At 69.7% G+C, this 21,847-nt stretch carries 20 protein-coding genes; 12 read left to right on the forward strand and 8 right to left on the reverse strand.

The window, feature by feature from the left end; all coding sequences use genetic code 11:
* The first annotated feature begins 50 nt into the window (after positions 1-50).
* The gene (locus ACNSN4_RS12430; RefSeq protein ID WP_418286131.1) at positions 51-1,304 is read left to right on the forward strand and encodes a molybdopterin molybdotransferase MoeA; all 1,254 of its coding nucleotides are present in this window, start codon (positions 51-53) and stop codon (positions 1,302-1,304) included.
* Positions 1,301-3,337 carry a molybdopterin biosynthesis protein gene (locus ACNSN4_RS12435; RefSeq protein WP_418286132.1) on the forward strand — a complete coding sequence of 679 codons (2,037 nt, stop codon included), beginning with the start codon at positions 1,301-1,303 and terminating at the stop codon, positions 3,335-3,337. The genes ACNSN4_RS12430 and ACNSN4_RS12435 overlap by 4 nt, the downstream gene beginning before the upstream one ends.
* On the opposite strand, the gene ACNSN4_RS12440 is transcribed toward ACNSN4_RS12435, so the two are convergent.
* The 3 genes from ACNSN4_RS12440 to ACNSN4_RS12450 all read right to left on the reverse strand — a co-directional run bounded on the left by ACNSN4_RS12440 (position 3,307) and on the right by ACNSN4_RS12450 (position 6,608).
* A complete protein-coding gene (locus tag ACNSN4_RS12440) occupies positions 3,307-3,768 on the reverse strand; it encodes a PaaI family thioesterase (protein WP_418286133.1) in 462 nt (153 codons plus the stop codon). The genes ACNSN4_RS12435 and ACNSN4_RS12440 overlap by 31 nt on opposite strands.
* 274 nt (positions 3,769-4,042) lie before the next feature.
* A complete protein-coding gene (locus tag ACNSN4_RS12445; RefSeq protein WP_418286134.1) occupies positions 4,043-4,936 on the reverse strand; it encodes a DUF8155 domain-containing protein in 894 nt (297 codons plus the stop codon).
* Positions 4,929-6,608: a sensor histidine kinase gene (locus ACNSN4_RS12450; RefSeq protein ID WP_418286135.1), complete on the reverse strand. Its 1,680-nt coding sequence runs from the start codon at positions 6,606-6,608 to the stop codon at positions 4,929-4,931. The genes ACNSN4_RS12445 and ACNSN4_RS12450 overlap by 8 nt, the downstream gene beginning before the upstream one ends.
* A gap of 93 nt (positions 6,609-6,701) precedes the next feature.
* Between ACNSN4_RS12450 and ACNSN4_RS12455 the strand changes: the two genes are divergently transcribed.
* From ACNSN4_RS12455 to tgtA, 8 genes are all read left to right on the forward strand, one after another.
* Positions 6,702-7,478, forward strand: a complete 777-nt coding sequence (locus tag ACNSN4_RS12455; protein WP_418286369.1) for a lipoyl protein ligase domain-containing protein — start codon at positions 6,702-6,704, stop codon at positions 7,476-7,478.
* A 106-nt stretch (positions 7,479-7,584) separates the two neighbouring features.
* Positions 7,585-7,986: a 30S ribosomal protein S6e gene (locus ACNSN4_RS12460; protein WP_418286136.1), complete on the forward strand. Its 402-nt coding sequence runs from the start codon at positions 7,585-7,587 to the stop codon at positions 7,984-7,986.
* Positions 7,987-7,998: 12 nt separating this feature from the next.
* Positions 7,999-8,466 (forward strand): DUF7112 family protein, encoded by a 468-nt coding sequence (locus tag ACNSN4_RS12465; protein WP_418286137.1) that lies wholly within the window; start codon positions 7,999-8,001, stop codon positions 8,464-8,466.
* Between the two features lie 135 nt (positions 8,467-8,601).
* Positions 8,602-9,687 (forward strand): siroheme decarboxylase subunit beta, encoded by a 1,086-nt coding sequence (gene ahbB, locus ACNSN4_RS12470; protein WP_418286138.1) that lies wholly within the window; start codon positions 8,602-8,604, stop codon positions 9,685-9,687.
* A gap of 31 nt (positions 9,688-9,718) precedes the next feature.
* Positions 9,719-10,396, forward strand: coding sequence for a precorrin-2 dehydrogenase/sirohydrochlorin ferrochelatase family protein (locus tag ACNSN4_RS12475; protein ID WP_418286139.1), 678 nt, complete (start codon positions 9,719-9,721; stop codon positions 10,394-10,396).
* Positions 10,393-11,730, forward strand: a complete 1,338-nt coding sequence (gene hemA / locus ACNSN4_RS12480; RefSeq protein WP_418286140.1) for a glutamyl-tRNA reductase — start codon at positions 10,393-10,395, stop codon at positions 11,728-11,730. Before ACNSN4_RS12475 ends, hemA begins: the two co-directional genes overlap by 4 nt.
* 69 nt (positions 11,731-11,799) lie before the next feature.
* Entirely contained in the window at positions 11,800-12,579 is a 780-nt protein-coding gene (locus ACNSN4_RS12485) for a Nif3-like dinuclear metal center hexameric protein (protein WP_418286141.1), read from the forward strand.
* A gap of 93 nt (positions 12,580-12,672) precedes the next feature.
* Positions 12,673-14,178 (forward strand): tRNA guanosine(15) transglycosylase TgtA, encoded by a 1,506-nt coding sequence (gene tgtA / locus ACNSN4_RS12490; RefSeq protein ID WP_418286142.1) that lies wholly within the window; start codon positions 12,673-12,675, stop codon positions 14,176-14,178.
* Between the two features lie 25 nt (positions 14,179-14,203).
* On the opposite strand, the gene ACNSN4_RS12495 is transcribed toward tgtA, so the two are convergent.
* Positions 14,204-14,662 (reverse strand): pyridoxamine 5'-phosphate oxidase family protein, encoded by a 459-nt coding sequence (locus ACNSN4_RS12495; protein ID WP_418286143.1) that lies wholly within the window; start codon positions 14,660-14,662, stop codon positions 14,204-14,206.
* Between the two features lie 151 nt (positions 14,663-14,813).
* Between ACNSN4_RS12495 and arcS the strand changes: the two genes are divergently transcribed.
* A complete protein-coding gene (gene arcS / locus ACNSN4_RS12500; protein WP_418286144.1) occupies positions 14,814-16,625 on the forward strand; it encodes an archaeosine synthase subunit alpha in 1,812 nt (603 codons plus the stop codon).
* 55 nt (positions 16,626-16,680) lie between these two features.
* On the opposite strand, the gene ACNSN4_RS12505 is transcribed toward arcS, so the two are convergent.
* The 3 genes from ACNSN4_RS12505 to ACNSN4_RS12515 form a co-directional block, all read right to left on the reverse strand.
* Positions 16,681-17,232, reverse strand: a complete 552-nt coding sequence (locus tag ACNSN4_RS12505; protein WP_418286145.1) for a hypothetical protein — start codon at positions 17,230-17,232, stop codon at positions 16,681-16,683.
* A 95-nt stretch (positions 17,233-17,327) separates the two neighbouring features.
* On the reverse strand, positions 17,328-17,702 hold the full coding sequence (locus ACNSN4_RS12510; protein WP_418286146.1) for a hypothetical protein: 375 nt from the start codon (positions 17,700-17,702) through the stop codon (positions 17,328-17,330).
* A gap of 57 nt (positions 17,703-17,759) precedes the next feature.
* Positions 17,760-18,128, reverse strand: a complete 369-nt coding sequence (locus tag ACNSN4_RS12515; protein WP_418286147.1) for a hypothetical protein — start codon at positions 18,126-18,128, stop codon at positions 17,760-17,762.
* Positions 18,129-18,298: 170 nt separating this feature from the next.
* Here ACNSN4_RS12515 and ACNSN4_RS12520 point away from each other — a divergent pair, with 170 nt between their 5' ends.
* A complete protein-coding gene (locus tag ACNSN4_RS12520) occupies positions 18,299-20,992 on the forward strand; it encodes an AAA domain-containing protein (RefSeq protein WP_418286148.1) in 2,694 nt (897 codons plus the stop codon).
* 95 nt (positions 20,993-21,087) lie between these two features.
* Here ACNSN4_RS12520 and ACNSN4_RS12525 read toward each other — a convergent pair whose 3' ends face one another.
* Positions 21,088-21,804 (reverse strand): DUF47 domain-containing protein, encoded by a 717-nt coding sequence (locus tag ACNSN4_RS12525; protein WP_418286149.1) that lies wholly within the window; start codon positions 21,802-21,804, stop codon positions 21,088-21,090.
* Between the last annotated feature and the right edge of the window lie 43 nt (positions 21,805-21,847).

Here is a 21,847-nt window from a genome sequence, read left to right on the forward strand (position 1 = left end):
CGACCCGACGGAGAGCGGGGTTTTTGCACGCGGGCGCGAAACGAACGAGTATGAGCCACGACAGACGCGAGGCCGGATTCAAGCGACGGACCCGCGTCGCGGACGCGCTGGCGACGCTACTCGGCGCGGCCGACCCGCACGGGCGGACCGAGTCGGTCGCAGTGCCCGAGGCCGACGGGCGGGTCATCGCGGAGTCAGTCGACGCGCCGGCGCCGGTCCCGAGCTACGACCGGGCGGCGATGGACGGATTCGCGGTCCGCGCCGAGGACACGTTCGGCGCGTCAGACCGCTCCCCGGCGGTGCTCCGCGCAGCGGGGACCGAGGCCGACGCGGTCGCTCCCGGTGAGGCCGCCCGCGTGCACACGGGCAGTGCGCTCCCCGACGGCGCCGATGCAGTCGTCATGATCGAACAGGTCGAGGCGGTCGGCGACGAGGTCGAGACGTTCGACGCGGTCGCCGCCGGCGAGAACGTCGGCGAGGCGGGAGAAGACGTCGCCGACGGTCAGCGGCTGTTCGAGGCGGGCCACGTCCTCCGCCCGTCCGACCTCGGACTGTTGAAATCGGTCGGCATCGGCTCGGTGGTCGTCGCCGAACCCCCCACGGTCGCCGTGATTCCGACCGGCGAGGAGCTGGTCCAGTCCGATCCCGGACCGGGCGAGGTGATCGAGACGAACGGGCTGACGGTCTCTCGGCTCGTCGAGCGCTGGGGCGGGGAGGCGCGGTATCGAGACGTAGTCACCGACGACGAGGCGGCGCTGACGGCGGCGGTCGAACGCGACCTCGACGCCGACGTCGTCGTCACCACCGGCGGGTCCTCCGTCGGCGAGCGCGACCTCATCCCCGAGGTCGTCGACGGTCTCGGCGAAGTCCTCGTCCACGGCGTCGCGCTGAAACCCGGACACCCCGTGTGTCTCGGCCAGGCGGACGACACGCCGGTCGTCTCGCTGCCCGGGTACCCCGTCGCCTGTATCGTCAACGCGGCGCAGTTCCTCCGTCCGCTCCAGAAGCGGATCGCCGGGGCGAGCGCCGACCCCTTCCCGACCCGACGCGCGATCCTCGACCGGAAGATCCCGAGCGAGCCGGGAACGCGGACGTTTGCGCGGGTAACGCTCTCACCCGACGAGCCGATCGGGGGAGACGAGAACGGGAGCGACCTCCCGTCCGCCACGCCGACCCGCGCGAGCGGCTCCGGTATCCTCTCTAGCGTCGCCCTCGCCGACGGCTGGGTCGTCGTCCCCGAGCCGCGGGAGGGGCTCGACGCGGGATCCGTCGTCGACGTCGAACTGTGGGAGGTGACGCCATGAGCGACCGGAAGGAGTTCCGTGACCTCGCCACGCCCGAGGCCGCCCGCGACGCCATCGCCGCGCTCGACCTCGCGCCGGAGCCGGAGACGGTGTCGCTGTCGGAGGCCAGGGGACGCGTCCTCGCGGAGCGAATCGACGCCGCGATCGACGTGCCGGGATTCGACCGAGCGTCGATGGACGGCTACGCGGTACGGGCGCGGGACACCTTCGGCGCGGACGAGGCGGACCCGGCCGAGCTCGACCTCGTCGGCGCGGTCCACGCGGGGGCGACCCCCGAGGTCGTCGTCGAACCGGGGACCTGCGCCGAGATCTCGACCGGGGCCGTGATGCCCGACGGCGCGGACGCCGTGGTGATGGTCGAGCGGACCGACGAGTTGCGGGAACACGAGGCCGCGGACACAGACGATCCAGACCGGATCGCGGTCCGGACGTCCGTCGCGCCGGGCGACCACGTGATGAGCGCCGGCGCCGACATCGCCGCCGGTGCCCGCGCGCTCGGTCCCGGAACCCGGCTCACGCCCCGCGAGATCGGGCTCCTCTCGGCGCTCGGCGTCGACGAGGTTCCCGTTCGGGGACGACCGCGGGTCGGCATCGTCTCGACCGGCGACGAGCTGGTGCGACCCGGCGAGCCGCTCGATCCCTCGCGCGGCGAGATCTACGACGTGAACTCGACGACCATCGCGGCCGGCGTGAGCGAGGCCGGCGGGGAACCCGTACTCTATCCGCACGCAGGCGACGACTACGCGCAGATGGAGCGGCTCCTTCGCCAAGCGGCGGACGAGTGCGATCTGGTGCTCTCGTCGGGGTCGACGTCGGCGAGCGCGGTCGACGTGATCTACCGCGTCATCGAGGAGCGCGGCGATCTCCTGCTTCACGGCGTCGCGGTCAAACCGGGCAAGCCGATGCTCGTCGGACGGCTGGACCGCGGCGGGAGCGAGGGGACAGACGACGAGACCGAGAGCGACGACGACGCTCCCGCCGGTTCCTCCGCCTACATCGGTCTCCCGGGCTACCCGGTGTCCGCGCTCACCATCTTTCGGACGTTCGTCGCGACCGCGATACGCGAGGCCGCCGGGCAGCCGGAGCCCGCCGCCGCGACGGTCGAGGGTCGGATGGGGGTCGGCGAGCGCTACGGCGAGGGCCGCCTCCGGTTGATGCCCGTCGGCCTGCTCGATCTCGCCGGGGGTCCGGCGGCCGAGTCGCCGGCGGGCGACGCCTCCCTCCCGTTGGTGTATCCCGTCGACAAGGGGTCGGGCGCGACGACGAGCCTCGTCGAGGCGGACGGCGTCGTCGCCGTCGATCCGGACACGGAGTACCTCGACGCCGGCGAGCGGGTCACGGTCCAATTGTTCTCCCCGGACGTCCGTCCCCCAACCCTCCTCGGCGTCGGCGAGGACGACCCCGCCTTGAACCGCCTCCTCGATCGACTCGATCGCCCCCGCTACCTCCCGGTCGGTTCCCGCGAGGGGCTCCGCCGGCTCCGGGACGGCGTCCCGGACGTCGCGGTCGTCGCCGGGCCGACGGACCGCGAGGTCGATTCGGTCGCGCTCGGCGGGTGGACGCGCGAGTGGGGGCTCGTCGTCCCCGCGGACAATCCGGCGGATGTCGACGGACTCGGGACGCTCGTCGACCGCGACCTCCGGTTCGTCAACCGACCGACCGACTCGGGGCTTCGGCGGAGCCTCGACGAGGCGGTCGACGCGCTCGCCGCCGAGCGATCGGTGCCTCGCGGCGATCTCGCGGAGCGGATCGACGGCTATCAGCGCACCGTACGCGCGTTCGAGAGTCCGGTGAGAGCGGTCGCAGCCGGGGACGCTGACGCCGGTCTCGGCCTCCGTGCGACCGCGGAGCGGCTCGGGTGCGGGTTCGTGTCTCTCGGGGAGCAGTCGGTCGTCGTCCGCGCTGCGCCCGACCGAGCCGATCGGGAGTCAGTCAGGGCGCTCGCAGCAGCTATCGACGCGATCGGAACAGAGGAGGACGGTCTACTCGACGGGCTAGCGGGCTACTCGCGAAACAGCCGGAACGAGCCCTGACCGACGACGACCTCGCTCGACTCGCCGTTCACCGAGCTGGTGACGGTCATGTCGCTGACGCCGATCGAACCGCCGGAGCGCACGACCTCTGCCTCCGCGCGGAGGTCGCCGGTCGCGGGCCGGAGGTAGTTCGCGTTGAGGTTCACGGTGGCGACGCCGCCCGCGTACGGGTTCTCGAACGCGGTCCGCTGTGCGACGCCGCCGGCGGTGTCGATCAGCGTCGCCGCCACGCCCCCGTGAATGGTGCCGCCGTCGGTGTTCGTCAGCTTCTCGTCGAACGGGATCGAGAGCACGATTCGCCCGCGCTCGACGACGTCGACCGACGTGTTCAGCCACGAGAGGTAGCCGTGCTCCTCCTCGATCCGCCGTTCGATGACCTCCACCGCCGCCGCCGGGAGGGGATCCATCGCCGCGATGTCGCTCCGGTCCATATCCCGTCCACAGTGCCCCTCGGCTTGTACCCCTCGAAACGACCGACAACCGATGAGCGGTTGCGGGCGGCCGTCTCGACGAGGTTAGATCGACCGCATCTGGGCCGTTTGACGGTCGCACTCGGGCCGACGTTTTTCACCGATGCCGACTCAGCCACCCCGTGACCTGACTGCTCGCCCGCGGCGGCCGAGGCCGGAGCCCGGCGCACCGCCGCGGGAGCCGTTCGCGCCGGCTGTTCGCCATGCGAGTTACCAACTCCCCGCCGCCTCGCGCTTATCCGATGCCGAGTCGGATCGGATCCTCGCTCGGCACGACGCTCACGGAGACGGTCTCGCCGAGAGCGAACTCTCGATCCGGGCAGACGATCTTCGCGCCGTATCCCGCGTCTCGCGCCGCGAACAGCGACAGCCCGACGACGCGCTCGCCGTTCGCGAGCACGTCGATCGAGTCCCACGCGATCCCCCGATCCGTGGCCACGCCGACTCGCGTGCCCCAGAGACGAACCGCGCGCCCGGCCGCCAGCGTCGCGAACGCCCCGCCCCCGGCGTAGTGCGCGAGCCCGCCGTCGAGCGGCACGCCCTCGTCGCTCGCGATCGCCGCGAACGCGTCTCCGGGTGCCGGGTGACGCGGCCCGTCGAGCACGACGTGGGTCGGCCCTCGTTCGACGACGACGCCCGTCCCGTCCCAAGACACCGGTTCGACGTCACCCGCCACGTCGACAGGGAGCGATCCGCTCGCGCGGAGCGTGTTCACGCCGGGGGCTCGAAACCCCACGTGAACGTGGTCGTCAACCCACTGGCCGAAAAATCCCGAACGAGTCATCGGGCCGAGCGCGTCTCCGACAACGACGCGGTCGCCGGGCGAGACCCGCGGAATCACGTGGAGAATACGAGCGGTCGTCCCGAACTCGACGCCGGCTCGGCGGCACCAGTCGTCGTCGAGGTCGACGACGATGAGGTGGTCCGTCTCGGCGGCGTACGACCGCTTCGGACAGCCGACGGTTCGCGTCTCGCGGACGGTCCCCGTCACCGGGGAGATCCCGGCCTCACCACCCGGATACAGATCGATCGCGCTCCCGTCGTCATGGGAGGGATACGGCGAGTTGAACCGCGAGAACCGGCTGTAGCGATCGAGAACCGCGGTCGGCAGCGTGACGGTCTCAGTCATTCGCGAGCTCGATTCCCCCGATCACGAAGCGCGCGCCGCCGGACGCCGACTCCTCGACGGAGAGCGTCCACCCGTGCGCCTCGGCGATATCGCTGACGATCGCGAGCCCGAGCCCCGTCCCACCGCCGAGCGACACCCCGCGTTCCGTCACCTGCGAGCGCTGCTCGGGAGGGATGCCTGGGCCGTCGTCCGCGACCGCGAGCGCGACGCCGCCTGCCTGACAGTCGATGTCGACCGTGACGGCGACGTCGCTCCCGGCGTGTTCGATCGCGTTGCGGAACAGGTTCGAGACGAGCTGTTCGAGCCGATCAGCGTCCGCCAGTACGATCGCGTCCGGGCCGTCGACGGTCAGCGTCGCGTCCGCGGTTTCGAGCCGCGACCAGACCCGTCGAACCGTCCCGTCGAGCGACGCGCGGTCGACCGAGTCGACGGATTTGCCCGCGGTCGCCAGCGACAGCAGCCCTTCGATCAGATTATCCATTCGCTCGTGAGCGTTGGCCGCGCGGCTGAGCGCGTCGTCGTTCTCGTCGTCGCTGTGACGAGCGAGTTCGACGGCCGCATTCGCCGCGGCGAGCGGGTTACGGAGGTCGTGCGAGACGACACCCGCGAAATCCTCTAGCCGCTCGTTCTGTCGTTCAAGCTCGGCCTCGCGCTGCTGTAGCTCTGCCTGTCGACGCTCTCTCGTAGTCACGTCACGCAGGAGGAACACGTGACCGCGGTCGGTCCCCCGAGGATCCGTGATGGGATCCTCTTGGATGTCGAACTGACGGTCTCCGATGGCGATCGGGTGTTCGACACCGGTTTCCAAGCGTGGGAACACCGCCGACAGCGACTCGCCGACGGAATCTGGCGGCAGAAGTTCCTCGGCTGCGGGGTTGAGATCGCGAACTCGCCCGTCGGAGCCGGCCACGATGACGGGATCCTGCATGACCTCGACCGCGGTGTCACGAGCCACGACCGCGGCGTCGAGCGTTCCGAGCCAGAACACGGTCCCGTACAGGAAGACGCCGTGCACCACGAGTGCCGTCGGGTACCACTCGACGCTGGCGTAGCTACCGAGATCGACGATCGTCACGAGTCCGGCGAGAAACGGGAGCAGCGTACCCAAGAGAATCACGAACGTCTGTAGCCGGTAGCGGTTCCCGGTCCGTCGATAGAGGTCGATCACGAGGAGGACCCCGGCGACGCACAGCCCGTACGCGTACAGCAGGAACGCGACGCTGGCCGGTCCGAGACCGTACGAGAGCAGCGTGAATGGACCGTCCACGACGGGCGTGAGTGCCTGCCGCGCAAGCCCGTGGGTCCCGCTCGACCACGCGAGTAGGAGCCAGACGAACGCCGGTGTCGTGAGCGCGATGACCCGTTCTTCGGTTCGCCAGCTATCGCGTCCGGTGAACGCCAACACGAACGCGATCCAGAGCGGCGGAATCGCCGCAAGTAACGGCGTCGCGAGGTTGAGCGCGACGATCATCACCACCTCGCTCGTACTGGCGACTCTCACTGCGTACAGCAGCGATATCCCGCCGCCACACAGCAGGTAGAGCGCGGCCTCAGTCCCGGCTGGCTGGTCGCGCTCCTCCCACGCGACGTGACCAAGCCACAGCCCGATGACCCCGGCGAGCAGACAAGCTGCGAGATATGCCTGAATCGGTAACGCGCCGAGGTCACTCATCGATACCGGTATCATTTCGAGGGCGGGCAAAACGTTTGTGTCATGCGGCGGACGGGCGCAAGCGGCTTGTCACGTCGCGACATGAGTTCGACCATGCGCGTGTTGAGGGACGTTGCCCAGGATTCGACGAACGATCCCGCTGCGGACCGGGACCGAACTGCGTCGCTGCTCGCGGCCGCGGCGGACGGGACACCGGGACTCCGCGTGTGGACGCCGCCGAAACAGTTCGCGTTCGGCCCTCGCGACGCGCGCGTCGACGGCTACGACCGAGCGACGCGACTCGCGGCCGACAAGGGCTTCCAGCCGGTCGAGCGGGATGTCGGCGGTCGAGCGGTCGCGTACACCGGCTCCACCCTCGCGTTCGCGCACGCGATTCCGCTCGGGAGGGGCTCCACCCGCGGGGCGACCACGGACGAAGAGTCGATCGCGGACCAGAAGCCGACCGCGAGGTGGGCGTCGATCGACGAGCGGTACGACTGCGCAATGCGGACGGTCGTCGACGCCGTCCGGGCCCTCGGCGCCACTGTCACCGCTGGCGAACCGGACGCGTCGTTCTGTCCCGGGGACCACTCGGTGCGTGTCGCTGACGGAGGAAAGCTCTCGGGGATCGCGCAGCGAGTCCGCGCTGACGCGGCGCTGGTCGCGGGGTGTCTCATCGTCCAGCGGGAGGACGCCGCCGCGATCGCCGCGGTAACGGACCCGGTGTACGACGCGCTCGGCGTGCCGTTCGACGCCGGGACCGTCGGTAGCGTCGAGGCGGCCGGTGGACCGAGCGACGTGGAACGGGTCGCTCGGGCCCTCGAAGACGCCTTCGTCGAGTCGTGGGGCGACGGCGCACGGCGAATTCGACGGACGGAGTCTGACGGTTGACGAGCGGCTGCTCGCCCACGGTCGGTCTGACACGGTCGCGAATCGTCGGCGACGAACGGACCGCGGTTTCGACGTGCTTTTTATTCGCGGGGGTCTCCGTTCGCCCATGGCCGAATTCAAAGTCGTCATCGCCGACCCCGATACCGGCGAGACGTTCCAGCGCGAAGTCGACGGACAGGACGCCAACCGGTTCCTCGGTCGAGACATCGGCGACGAGATCGACGGCGACGCCGTCGGCCTCTCCGAACACACGGTCGCGATCACCGGCGGCTCCGACGAGACGGGTCGACCGATGCGCGAGGACGTCTCCGGAACCCGCCTGAAGGAGCTTCTCCTCGAGGGCGGCGTCGGCTTCAAGCCGTCCCGCGAGGGCGAGCGCAAGCGGATCACGGTCCGCGGCCGCGAGATCGACAACGACGTCGCGCAGATCAACGTCTCGGTCGTCGACGGCGACGACGTCGCCGCCGCGCTCGGCGAGGGCGACGACGCCGACGCGGACGACGAGTAACGCCCGTTTTCGATGCCCCGTGTCCCCTCCGACGACGAGGGTGTCGCCTCGATACGCGTCTCGCTCGCGCGGAGCGGCGGCACTCGACGTCCCTGCGTCCGGATCCCGGACGACGATGCGCTCGACGGACGCGTCGAGTCCGGAACCTGTGAGTCGCTGTCACTGACCGCGGGCGACGTGATCCGCGTCGTCATCGACCGCGAGGAGTGCCACGCGCCCGTGACCGAGGACAGTCGTGGCCGACTGGTTCGCAGTGCATTCGACAACCGGCGACTCGCGCGAGAAGCCGGTGAGGGGGCGAACCGGCTCGTCGAGTGGCTCGACGCGAACGACCGCGAGCCCGGCGACAGCGTCGTCCTCGATGTCGTGGTTCCCGGCGAACTGTACGGGTTCCGGATCCCGGGCGAGCGTGCGATGTACGAGGCGACTCGCGGACCGCCGTCGTCGCTGTCGGATATCGCACGGGACCTCGACAGCTAACTCAGGGCCTCGGGACGGCTAGCTGGGCGTTTCCACGGCTCCTCGGTTCCGATCCGCGTTCCAGCGTCGTCCGTTTTCCCAGGCGGCTCCCCGCGGGTCGAATCCCTTATTCTCGCTCGGCACCGATCTGGAGTCATGAAAGAGGTCGACGCGGAGCTGTCGACGCTCGACCGGGCGATCATCAACGCCTTTCAGGGCGGATTTCCGGTGACGACGCGGCCGTTCGAGCCGGCCGCGGCGGCGCTGCGAGACCGCGGCGTCGACGTCACGGGGTCGGAACTGTGCGAGCGGGTCCGCGAACTCGACGACGCGGGGACGCTCTCGCGGTTCGGCGCGCTGGTCAACGCCGAGGAGATCGGCGGGGCGGCGTCGCTGGTCGCGATGCACGCACCGGCCGACCGATTCGACGAGATCGTCGAGCGCCTCAACGAGTTCACCGAGGTCGCGCACAACTACGAGCGGGAGCACCCGCATCTGAACGTCTGGTTCGTCGTGAGCGTCGCCGATCACCCGGATCCGGACAAAGACGGGAGCGACCGCGTCGAGGAGGTGCTCGCCGAGATCGAGGACGCGACGGGCCAGGAGACGTACAACCTCCCGAAACAGCGGGAGTTCCACGTCGGCGCGAAGTTCCTCGTCGACGGACCCGTTCCGGAAGGCGATATCGATCTGTCGGATCTCGGCCCCGACGTGTCGCCCACGGACCGGTCGACGCTCACTCCCGCGGAGCGGGACCTCGTCGTGGAGATTCAGGGGGGACTCCCGATCACGGAGGCGCCGTACGCCGATATCGCCGCGCGTCTCGGCACGGACGTCGAGTGGGTGACCGAGACGATCAAGCGGTTCGACGCGGAGGGGAAGGTGCGGCGCGTCGGCGTCATTCCGAACCACTACGCGCTCGGCTACACGGAGAACGGCATGACGGTCTGGGACGTGCCCGAGGACGCCCTCGACGAGGTCGGCCCCGCGGTCGCGGGCCTCGAGTTCGTCACGCACTGCTACGAGCGCCCGCGCCACGAGGGCGTCTGGGAGTACAACTTCTTCGCGATGACGCACGGGCGGACGGAGGCGGAGAGCGAGCGCCGGATCGCGGAGGTGAAAGCGCTCATGGACGAGTACTGGGACGTCGGCGCGAGCGACTGGGACACGCTGTTCTCGACTCGGATCCTCAAGAAGACCGGAATCCGAATCGCCGACCGAGCGGACAGCAACACGGCGTGATCCACCGAATCCGGATCCGGGGGGTATCAACGTGATCCCGTTGTACCACGACTTCTCGGACGAGACGGTGCTCGTGTTCGGCGGCGGCGCGGTCGGCGCGCGGAAGGCGGTCCGGTTCGCCGACGAGGCGCGTGTCGTCGTGGTGAGCCCCGCGTTCGACGAGCGGCTTACCGACCTCGCGGGCGGGTCGTCGGCAGCCGAAGGGAGCGAACCGGTCGAACTGGTTCGGGCCGCTCCCGACGCCGACGCGGTCAGGGAGTGGATCGATCGCCTCGCTCCGGCACTCGTCGTCGCCGCCACGGACGACGCGGCGGTCAACGCGGCGGCCGAAGCGGGCGCGCTCGACGCGGGCGCGCTCGTTAATCGAACCGATGTCCCGGGCGAGCGAGCGGTCGGCAGCGTCGTCGTGCCCGCGACGGTCGACGACGACCCGGTTCGCGTCGCGCTTTCGACCGGCGGAGCGAGCCCGGCGCTCTCGAAGGCGCTCCGCGAGCGGATCGAATCCGAAATCGACGGCGCCGGTGCCATGGCCGAGCTCTCCGGCGAGCTCCGCACGGAGCTCAAAGCCCGCGAGATACCCCCCGCAGATCGCCGGAAGGCGATCCGTCGCGTCGTGCGATCCGAGGGGGTTTGGAAGGCTTTACATGAGGGGGAATCTAACGCCCGACAAGAGGCGTACTCCGTGATCGAAGAGGTACTCAGTCAATGAACGACACCGGGGCCATCAGCGGTGTGAGCGTCGCACACACCCGTGCGAGCGTTGACGAAATCGAGCTATCGGGTGGCGACGGCGTCCGCGCAACGGTCTCCGATCTGCTCGCCCGGGACGGCGTTCAGGAGGCGTTCGCGCTCCAGACGTGCAACCGCTCCGAGGCGTTCGTCGTCACCGACCGGACCGTCGACGGCGCGGTCGCGTTGGAGTCGTTCGCGCCGGACGTCCGCAGCGGTGCAGTCCGGCGGCTCGATCACGAGGAGAGCTTGGAACACCTGATGCGCGTCGCCTCCGGACTGGAGTCGCTCGTCCTCGGCGAGGACCAGATCATCGGACAGCTGCGGGAGGCGTACGAGGAGTCGAAGTCGGCGGGCGGAATCGGCCCCGTCCTCAAAGACGCGGTGACGAAAGCGCTCCACGTCGGCGAGCGCGCACGCAATGAGACATCGATCAACGAGGGCGTCGTCTCGCTCGGCTCGGCGGCGGTCCGGCTGGCTGCAGGCGAGATCGACCTGACCGACGGCTCCGCCGTCGTCGTGGGTGCTGGTCAGATGGGAACGCTCGCGGCGCGCTCGCTTGACGACACCGCCGTCTCAGAGATCGTCGTCGCGAACCGAACGATCCCGAACGCGGAGTTCGTTGCCGAAGAGATGGAGACATCGGCGGAGGCGATCCCGCTCGCAGACCTCCCGGCGGTGATCCCCGAAGCGGATCTCGTGATCTCGGCGACCGGCAGCCCCGACCCGGTAATCGAATCGGAACACGTCGCTGGCGTCGGCCGACTGGTGTGTATCGACATCGCACAGCCCCGAGACGTCGACCCCGAAGCCGCTGACCGCGACGGAGTGACGCTGTACGACATCGACGCGTTGGAAGACGTGACCCGGAAGACCCGCGAGAGCCGCGCTGACGAGGCCCGGGAAGTCGAGTCGATCATCGATGAAGAGCTCGACCGAATTCTCCAGGCGTACAAGCGGAAGCGTGCCGACGACGCCATCTCGGCGATGTACGCCGGTGCCGACCGCGTGAAAGCCCGCGAGGTCGATCGGGCCGTCTCGCGGCTGGAGGCGCAGGGCGGACTGAGCGACGAACAGCGCGAGACGGTCGAGGACCTGGCGGACGCGTTGATCGGCCAGCTGCTCGCGGCGCCGACGCGGTCCCTCCGAGACGCGGCCGGCGAGGACGACTGGGAGACGATCCGCACCGCACTCACGCTGTTCGATCCCGAGTTCAACGCCCCGCCCGAGGGGCCGGGAGCGGCCGCGGAAGACGCCCCCGGGAGCGCGGTCGGTTCGCCGCCGGACTCGCTCGTCGAAGAGCTCGACGACTGACCGCGGTCCGCGGCCTACGACCGACCGCGGTCCGCGGCCTTTTATTCCCGCACTCGCGTACCGCGAGCCATGGATCTGTCCGAGTACGTGCGACGGCTCGATGCCGAGCTCGACACGGCCGCGTACGCCGACGTCGACGCCAGTGCGAACGGGCTACAGGTCGGTCCGGAGACCGGAACGGTCGAGCGCGTCGCGTTCGCGGTCGACGCCGCGGCCGCGACGATCGAGGCCGCCGCGGCGGCGGACGCCGACGCTCTCGTCGTCCATCACGGGATCTCGTGGGGCGGCATCGATCGGGTCACGGGGCGGACGTACGACCGGATCGCGGCGCTCGTCGAACGCGACATCGCGCTGTACGTCTCGCACCTCCCGCTCGACGGCCACCCGGAGATCGGCAACGGCGCGGGTGTCGCAGAGGCGGTAGGAATTACAGACCGAGAGCCGTTCGGCGAGATCGGACCGGTGACGATCGGAACGATCGGCGACCTCGACGGCGGACCGCTCACGGCCGCGGCGATCCGCGAGACGCTCGACGGCTTCGAGGGGCATTCCGAGGACGCGGACGCACCGACGCGGGTACTCGATTTCGGCCCGGAGACGATCGACCGGGTCGCGGTCGTCACGGGCTCCGGTGTCGAGTGGCTCGACGAAGCCGTCGAGGCCGGCGCCGACGCCCTGATCACCGGCGAGGGGAAACAGCAGGCGTACCACGACGCGCGGGAGGCCGGGGTAACGGTGTTCCTCGCGGGCCACTACGCGACGGAGACGTTCGGCGTTCGGTCGCTGGAGTCGCTGTCGGCCGACTGGGGGTTGGAGACGACGTTCCTGAGTCACCCGACGGGGCTCTGAGTCGGGACCGCGTTCACGGGCTACTGCCCGCACCGACCGTGATCCGCCGCCCCCGAACGCAACCCTTACCGCCCGCGTCCGCCCACTCCGGGTATGCGCGATCACTTCGAAATTCGGGACCACGACGCCGCCGGCCGAATCGGCCGACTGGAGGTCCCTCGCGCCGGCGTGACGGTCGAGACGCCGGCGCTCTTGCCCGTGGTCAACCCGAACGTCCTCACGGTGGCGCCGCGCCGGCTCGCCGAGGAGTTCGGCGCGGAGATGCTGATCACCAACTCCTACATCATCCGGAGCACCGACCGTATCCGCGACCGCGTGCTCGAACAGGGGCTCCACGACTTTTTGGGGTTCGACGGCGCGATCATGACCGACTCCGGTTCTTTCCAGCTCGCCGAGTACGGCGACATCGACGTGACCACGGCTGAGATCATCGAGTTCCAGCGGCAGATTGGGAGCGACGTGGCGACCCCCGTGGACGTTCCGACGCCGCCCGATGTCAATCGCGAGCGCGCCGAGAAGGAGTTGGAGACGACGAAGCGGGCGCTCGCGGACGCCGAGGCCGCCGATACCGGCGAGATGCTCGTCAACGCGCCCGTCCAGGGCTCGACGTTTCCGGACCTCCGAGAAGAGGCTGGGCGTCACGCGAGCGCGACCGACCTCGACGTGTTCCCGGTCGGCGCGATGGTGCCCCTGCTGAACTCCTACCGCTACGCAGACGTCGTCGAGGCGGTTCGAGCGGCGAAACGCGGGCTCGCTCCGGACGCGCCGGTCCACCTGTTCGGCGCGGGCCACCCGATGATGCTCGCGCTCGCGGTCGCCGCCGGGTGCGACCTGTTCGACTCGGCCGCCTACGCGCTGATGGCACGCGACGGGCGCTACCTGACGGTGTCCGGGACCGAACACCTCGACGAGATGGAGTACTTCCCCTGTTCGTGTCCCGTCTGCGCCGAGCACACGCCCGCGGCGCTCCGGGAGCTGGACGCGAGCGACGGTGACAGCGACGCCGACCGATCCGCGGAGCAGCTCCTCGCCGAGCACAACCTCCACGTCACTTTCGAGGAACTCCGCCGGGTGAAAGCCGCGATCCGAAACGGGACCCTCCTCGACCTGGTCGACCGCCGGGCGCGCGGTCACCCCGCGATGCTCGACGGTTACCGAGCGCTCCTCGACCACGCCGACGAGCTGGAGCGGACCGACCCGGTCTCGAAGGACGCGTTCTTCTACACCTCTCACGAGTCCGCGCGACGACCCGAGGTCGGACGCCACCACGACCGACTGGCCCGGCTGGCGGTCCCCGACACGCTCCTGCTCACGGAGTCGAACGCGCCGTCGAATCACGCGTACGACGCGGTGTGGCGCGTTAAACCGCCCTTCGGACCGTTCCCGCGAGCGCTCTCGGAGACGTACCCGCTCACCGCGGAGGTCCCCGAACGGGTCGACGACGCGGCGCAGGTCGCGGCCGCCGAGGGCGTCGCGAGCCTCGCGACGGCCAACCCGGAGACGTCGGTCACGCTCGGTCACGACGACTGGGCCGAGGCGGCACTCGACCGCGTTCCGGACCGCGTCGAGACGGAGAATTTACGGAAATTAGGTCGCTGAGTCCGTCAATCGCGATCGCAGTCGACTACCCCTGTTTCGACGGTGACGGCGACGGCATCCGACTGGAGTAGTCCCACGTGTGCAGCCGCTCGGGCTCGATCCGAATGTGGACCTCCTCGCGGCCGGGCCGGAGGAGTTGCTCGCCCAGTTCGTTGTCGACGCCGCCGAGGTAGCGGTCGAGCAGCGACCGGAGCACCGCTTTCTCTTCGTCGACCGATACCGTCGCGCGGCCGCGGCCTCTGACGCCTTTGTACGGCGGGTCGTTCGTCGAGACTTCGAAGGAGACGTGGTCGTCGTGCGCGAGGAAGTCGACGAGGTCGGCGCTCGCGCTGGTCGCGCAGTGGACGGCGCCGTCCCACGAGAACCACAGCGACACGATCCACGGCGCGCCTTTCGGGGTGCGACAGCCGATCCGAACCGGGATCCGCGCGGCTGCGAGGAACTCGTCGACGCGGTCGCGGTCCCACGGTCCGGAAGGGTCCATGGAACCGTTTCGGTCGGTTACGGGGTAACAGTTGTGGCGGATCGCGGTGTCGCGTCGATGCCACTCGCGAGCCGTGAACTCACGTCTCCGTCGCGGGTCGTTGCGAGCCGCGGAACACAAGAGAATTGACCGTCCCTCCGCGAGAAGAGGTATGACCGACTACTTCGAGGTTCACGAGCGCGACGGCGCCGCCCGACTCGGGGAGCTCCGCCTCACCGATTCGGTGACGACGCCGGCGCTCGCGGACCCGTTTCTCGAGGACGCGGGGAGCCTCTGGGCCGGAGACCGCGAGGTCCCGGACGGCGACGAATCATCGCTCACGGTCCTGCCGCACCGATCGTTCCCGGCCGGTACCCGCGAGGAAGTCCGCGAGTCGTTCGCGGTCGACCACCCGGACGTCGACTTCCCCTCGGCGGCCGTCGTCGACAGCGCGAGGGCCCGCGACGTCGGCGCCGACGCCTACGTCCTCGCGGACGCGCAGGGGTTCATCGGCCACGGCGAGGCGTTTCGCGACGCGATCGTCTCGGCGAAGGCGGCGCTTCCGGCCGACACCGCGCTCGCGCTCTTCGGCGTCGCGACCCCGCTGAACGTCGCGCTGCTCGCGTACGCGGGCGTCGACCTCGTGGACGCGTCGCTCGCGCGCACGAAGGGGACCCAGGGCATGTACCTCACCGCCGACGCCGAGCACTTCCTCGAAGACCTCGACGAACTGCCGTGCGCCTGTCCGGCCTGCGCCCGACCCCGGGCGGCGTTCACCCGCGAGGACTGCGCGGAGCACAACGCCAACGCCCTGCGCGCCGAACTCCGGCGGGTCCGCGAGCGGATTCGCGCGGGACGCCTCCGCGACTACATCGAGGGGCAGGCGCGCCACGAGCAGTGGCTCACCGCCGCGTTCCGCGAGTTCGACGACCAGTGGGCGTACGTCGAGGAGCGGACGCCCCTGATGCGCGACGCCGAGGTGACGGCGGCGACCGCGGAGACGCTCGACCGCGTCGAGATCCAACGGTTCGCGGACCGGGTGACGAGCCGGTACGAAAATCGGTTCACGGACCAGCCGCTCGTTCTCGTGCCCTGTTCGGCGACGAAGCCGTACAGCGACTCGCAGAGCCACCGACAGTTCCACGACGCGATCCAGTGGCGCGGCCACACCGTCTCGATGACCTCGCCGATCGGCGTGGTTCCCCAGGAGCTGGAGACGACGTATCCGGCCCAGCACTACGACGCGGTCGTCACCGGCGACTGGAGCGAGGACGAGATCGGCTTCGTCAGCGAGGTTCTGCGGCGGTATCTGAAGCGAAACGACTACTCGCGCGTCGTCGCCCACGTCCCCGACCACGGCTACCGCGAGATCTGCGAGCGGGTCGAGGCCGACCCCGCGATCGACGTCCCGTTCGAGTACACCTGCGTCGATCACCCGACGACGGACGAGTCGCTCGGCGAGTTGAACGCGGCCCTGCAGGGCGAACCGGCGTACAGCAAGCGCGAGCGCGAGCACAACACGGTCAAAGCGATCGCCGACTACCTGCTCGGCGACGGCGCGGGCGACGCGCTGTTCGGGGGTGGGGACGCCGGCGACGACCCCGAGATCCGGACGACCGGCCGCTACCCGAAGCTACAGGTGTGGGCGGACGAGCCCGAGCGCGGGCGCGAAGGCGAGCCCGGCCCCCAGCTCGCGACGATGGTCCCGCAGTACGGGACGCTATCCTTCACCATCGAAGGCGCTCGCCGGTGGGTCGCGAGCGACGCGCCGACGAAGCGGGTCGAGATCGACCCGTTCGTCCCGCACGGCTCCGTGCTCGCGCCCGGCGTCGTCGACGCGGACGACGACATTCGCGTCGGCGACGAGGTCGTCATCGAGGGACCGAAGGCGTTCGCGGTCGGTCGCGCGGAGATGTCCGGCCCGGAGATGGTCGACTCGACGCGGGGCGTCGCCAGCGAGGTCCGACACGTCGACGAGATCTAGCGAGGACGGCCGAGGGGTAGAAGACGGAACGCGTTCTGACCGGTGCGTCGGCGGGCTAGTGAAACCCGCGGCCGACGTCGTCGTCGTCGATCAGGTCCTCCAGTTCGGCCGACAGCAACTCCTCGGCCTCGTCGAAGGTGTCGGAGAGCTCGTCGAGCTCGTCCGGTCGCCCGTCGAAGGCGTACTCCATCGGCCCGAAAGCGGGCGAGTCGACCGCCTCCATCACGTCTTCGAAGAGGTGGTCGGGACTCGTCGGCGCCTCGGCGTGCACCTTCAGCGTCTCGCGCAGCCGCGTCGCCATCTCCTTCGCCTGGTCTTCGTCTTCCGGCGCCGACTGCACCGCGAACCGGCCGCCCGCCTCCTCGTCGGGCAAGAGCGGGTCGAGGTCGCCGTCGACCTTGCGGGCGACGCGCGCGCCGACTCCACGGAGGTCCCGCGGGTTCTTCGCGTACGTCTTCAGGTGATAGACGCCGACGCTCGGGTGGCCGAAATAGAGGTCCTCGCCGAGGCCCTCGCGTCGGGAGCCGGCGACGGCGCGCCAGCCGTCGGGATCGGTGGACTCGCTCGCGACGGTCGCGAGGATATCGTCCCAGTCTCGGACGCGCATGTCTGTGGTGTTCTTATAAACACGTCCGCTTGAGCGTGTCGGTGAAGGCGGTCGGGAGCCGCTCGCTCGGCTCCCGCCTGGACGCTCCGCTCGTCTCAGTCGTCTCCTTCGCGATGCTCCACGAAGAACAGCGACAGCGCGACCGACAGCAACCCGATGCTGAAGACGCCGTTCACCGCACCGAGGACGAGGTACGCGCGCCCACCGAGCAGCCACACGACCCCGAGCGCGATAACGTGGACGACGCCGAGGAGGTACAGCGCCGGGCTCCAGAACCGAGTGAAAAAGAGGCCGACGCCGAAGGCGAAGCTCCCGGCGACCGCGAGGAACTGGGGCATCCCAGTCAGCGTCCAGACGTAGAGGTTGACCCCGACGATTCCGACCGAACAGACCAGGCCGAGCCAGTAGAACGCTCCCCACGACCCGACCTCGTCGAGACGGAACAGGGACGCGGATCCGGTGCCGGTCATGGATCACCCACGTAGGGGGTCGGGAAAACCGTTGTGCCGGGGGGAGTGAGCGGCCGATTACCGGTCGTACACCGGCTTTCGCTGCTGCTGTGCGTACTGGTACGCCGCCCGCGCGAGCAGGAGCGAGCCGCCGATGATGAGGACCATCGAGAACGTCGAATCGGTGCCGAGGAGGAAGTCGACGCTGCCCCAGAGGATCAGCCCGAGGTACAACAGGACCCGGAAGCGGAACGTGTCGAACCCCTCGCGGAACAGACCCCACAGCATGAGCCCGGCGATGTAGAGGCTCACGGCGCTGTCGGCGAGGGCGACGACTCCCTGTTGCTCGAATCGAAGGTAGCCACTGAACAGCGAGAGCGCCGCCATGACGATCACGACGACGGCGATTGCGGGGCGTCCGTAGCGGTCGAACGTCGAGTCGCTCATGGTCACACAGAGTAACTGCGATATATAAGGCAGCTACGGGTTCGGCTCAGGCGCGAGGGTTCGGCTCAGGCGCGAGGGTTCGCTTCAGTTCGGGTGGGAGAGTCGGCTCCGATCGGCCGGGCGATGATCCCCACCGACAGCGTTTTTCGGCGCCGGCGCACACGTCGACCGTGAACGTTCGGGGGCCGATCCTCTCCGTCGGGGAGGCGCGGACGGTGTCGACGTCGTACGGCGACCGCGAGCTCCGCGAGCTGCGGATCCGCCCCGACCGCGGCGCGAGCGCACCGGTCGACGTGACGCTGTGGGGGAAGTGGACCGAGACCGCCGACCACGCCGAACCGGGCATGGAACTGCTCGTCACGGACGCCGAGGAAGACGAGTTCGGCGGCGAGACGGGCTACGCGACGACCGGCGACTCGTGGGTCGTCCTCGAACCGGACTTCCTCGTCGACGTGACGGGGATCCGGTCGTGGGTGCAGTGTCCGCGGATGTACTACTTAAACAAGCTCTCGGGCATTCCGCTCAATTACCCGGTGGTCAAAGGGACGATCGTCCACGAGGTGTTCGGCGACCTCCTCCGCGGGATGGAGCTGGAGGCGTCCGTGGAAGAGCGCGTCGACGAGGCCGGTCTCGAACTCGGCCTCCTCGGCTACGAGGCCGCGGAGGTCGCCGACGAGGTCCGGCGCAACGCGGCCGCGATAGAGGGGTGGCTCGCGCAGGGCACGCTCACCGACGAGGACACGTGGCGATCGGAGTTCACCCTCATCTCGCCGACGTTCGGGTTAAAAGGGCGCGCCGACGCGCTCCGCCGCGGCACCCCTGTCGAGTTAAAGACGGGGAAAAACACCAAGCGCGAGCCGCGATTTCAGGACAAGATCCAGGCCGCCTGCTACGCCCTCATGTTAGCGGAGCGCGGCGTCGACCCCGATATCGGGACGCTCTTATACACCAAGAACACCGCCCTCGATCGCAACGAGGAGCGCGGCGACCTGGCTCCCGCCAAGGAGTTCTCCGTCGGGCGCGGGCTCTTGGCGTTCGTCGTCCGCGAGCGCAACGCCCTCGCCGCGATGGAGTGGCGCGCGCTCAACGACCCCGGCGAGCGCCCGACGGTCCCGACTGGGTACGAGGCCGACGCGACCTGTCAGTACTGCTTCGAGCAGGACACCTGCATGGTCGTCTCCGGCCGCCTCGATCAGGAGTCGAAGGCCGGGTCCGTCGGGACGCCGGTCCCCGCCGAAGAGCGCGAGTACTTCGACCGCTTTTACGTTGCCTTAGAGGAGGAGCGCCGCGAGACCCACGCCGAGTACCGAAAGCTGTGGGAGCAGACGCCCGAGGAACGGGCCGCGGACGACCGCGCGCTCGTCGACCTCGACCCGATCGGTCAGACCGAGATCGCGGAGAACCGCTGGCGGCTCCGCGCCCGCAAGCCCGGCGACGCCGTCTCCAAGCTCCGCGAGGGCGACGTGGCGCTCGCGAGCGACGGCGACCCGGTCACCGGCCACGGCGAGCTCGGGCGGATCGTCGAACTCGGCGACGAGGTCGTCGTCGAGACGGACGAGCCCGTCGAACTCCGCCGCCTCGACGTGTACCCCTCGGAGATCTCCGTCGACCGGTCGCTCACCGCGCTCCACGACGCGATCTTAAAAGGGAGCGCGCGGCGCAAGGACGTGCTGTTCGGGCGGCGCGAGCCGGCGTTCCGGGCGGAACAGGACCGCCCTCGGGACGCGCCGGGCGCCTACATCGACAACAACGCGGCGCAGAACGAGGCCGTCGAACTCGCCGTCGACGCCGAGGACTGCGCGCTGATCCACGGGCCGCCCGGCACCGGGAAGACGTACACCATCGCCCGGACGATCCGCGCGCTCGTCGCCGAGGGAAATCGGGTGTTGCTCTCGGCGTTCACGAACCGCGCGGTCGACAACGCCCTCGAAGCGCTGCGGGAGCAGGGGTTCGACACCGTGCTACGGGTCGGCACCGAGACCGGCGTCCGAAGCGACATGCAGGACGTGCGGCTCGTCCAGCGCGGCGACCCGAACGCGAAGGCCGCCGAACTGCGGGACGCGCCGGTCGTCGCCGCCACCACCGCCGCCTGCGGCTCTCGGGTCATGCGCGAGTGCGAGTTCGACGTGGCGCTCGTCGACGAGGCCTCACAGCTCACGGAGCCGGGCACCCACGCCGCGATCAACCTCGCGGACCGGTTCGTGCTCGTCGGCGACCACGAGCAGCTGCCGCCCGTGGTCCGCGCGGAGAACGACCTCCAGACCTCCCTCTTCCAGCGGCTCATCGAGACCTACCCGGACGCGAGCGTCATGCTCGACCGGCAGTACCGGATGAGCCAGCGGATCCAGGCGTTCGCCTCCGCGGAGTTCTACGACGGCGCGCTCCGCCCGGCGACCCCCGAGGTGGCCGGACAGACGCTCGCCGACCTCGGCGTCGACTCGAACGACCTCGCCCCCGAACTCACGGGCGGCGTGAGCTTCGTCGATCCCGATGGCGAGCGCGACGGGAACCGCAACGTCCGGGAGGCCGAGCGCGTCGCAGCGATCGTCGACGCCTACCTCGCCGCGGGCGTCGACCCCGACGACGTCGGCGTCATCGCTCCGTTCCGCGCGCAGGTCGCGGAGATCGGCAAGCGAGTCGACGTGACCGTCGACACGGTCGACCGCTTCCAGGGCTCCTCGAAGGGGGTTATCGTCGTCTCGCTCGTCGCGACCGGCGACCTCGACGGACCGATATTCGAGGACCACCGCCGGATGAACGTCGCGCTCACGCGAGCGAAAAAGCAGCTGACGCTCGTCGGCGACGCCGACGCGCTCTCGTCGGACCCGTTTTATCAGCGCATGCTCGACTGGGCGCGGCGGTAAGCGCTCGATTCGTCACGACGCGATCGTGTGGGGCGGGCTACACCGCACCCGCAAGCCGGGCTCGTATCGAGACGCGGCTCACATCGAGACGCGGCTCACGCCGAACCGCCGCTCGGGTCCGCCTCAGTGACGATCCCCGGCTCCTTGCTGGCGATGACGACCATCCGATCGGTGAGGTCCTCGATGGTGTTCGCGAGCTCGTCCAAGAGGATCGCGAGCTCTCGGTAGACGAGCGGTTGGTCGATCGCGCCGTCGGCGAAGGCGGTCTCGATGGCGTCGTTGCGCAGCTCGTCGCACGCGCTCTCCGAGTCGCGAATCGACTCGATCCCCGCCGTGAGCGTCTCGGTCGCGTCGCTGCGCGCCAGTCCGTGGACGAACCGCTCGACGACGTCGCCGAGGACCGCGGTCATCTCGACGATCAGGTCGGCCATCTCGCGCATGTCGCGGAAGGAGTCGACGCCGGCGTCGGGCTGCATCATGAGCACCTCTTGGACGATCCGCTCTGTGTGGTTCGGAACCACGTCGAGCTCCGTATAAAAGTCGAGCAGCGCCGACTCGTTGAAGTTGATCCGGGTGTTCAACAGGCCGATGTCGTCCGGGCCGGCGTTGGTGATAGTGCCGGTAATCGTCCTGACTCGGTCGTCGCACTCGCTCTCGATCGCGGCGATCTCGGCGACCGTCTCGCGGTACGAGCCGTCGTTCGCGTACTCGTCGAGCGCCTGCGGGAGCAGAGCGACACAGTCGCCGATCCGATCGAGGTACGCGGCGGTCTGCGCTTCGAGCCGCTCCCCGAAGTCGTCGTCAGTGGACATGCGTCGATCCACACGCGTCGGGGCTAAAGAGGTTCTCACGCGT

Source organism: Halorubrum marinum (assembly GCF_048381195.1).
Lineage (GTDB): Archaea > Halobacteriota > Halobacteria > Halobacteriales > Haloferacaceae > Halorubrum.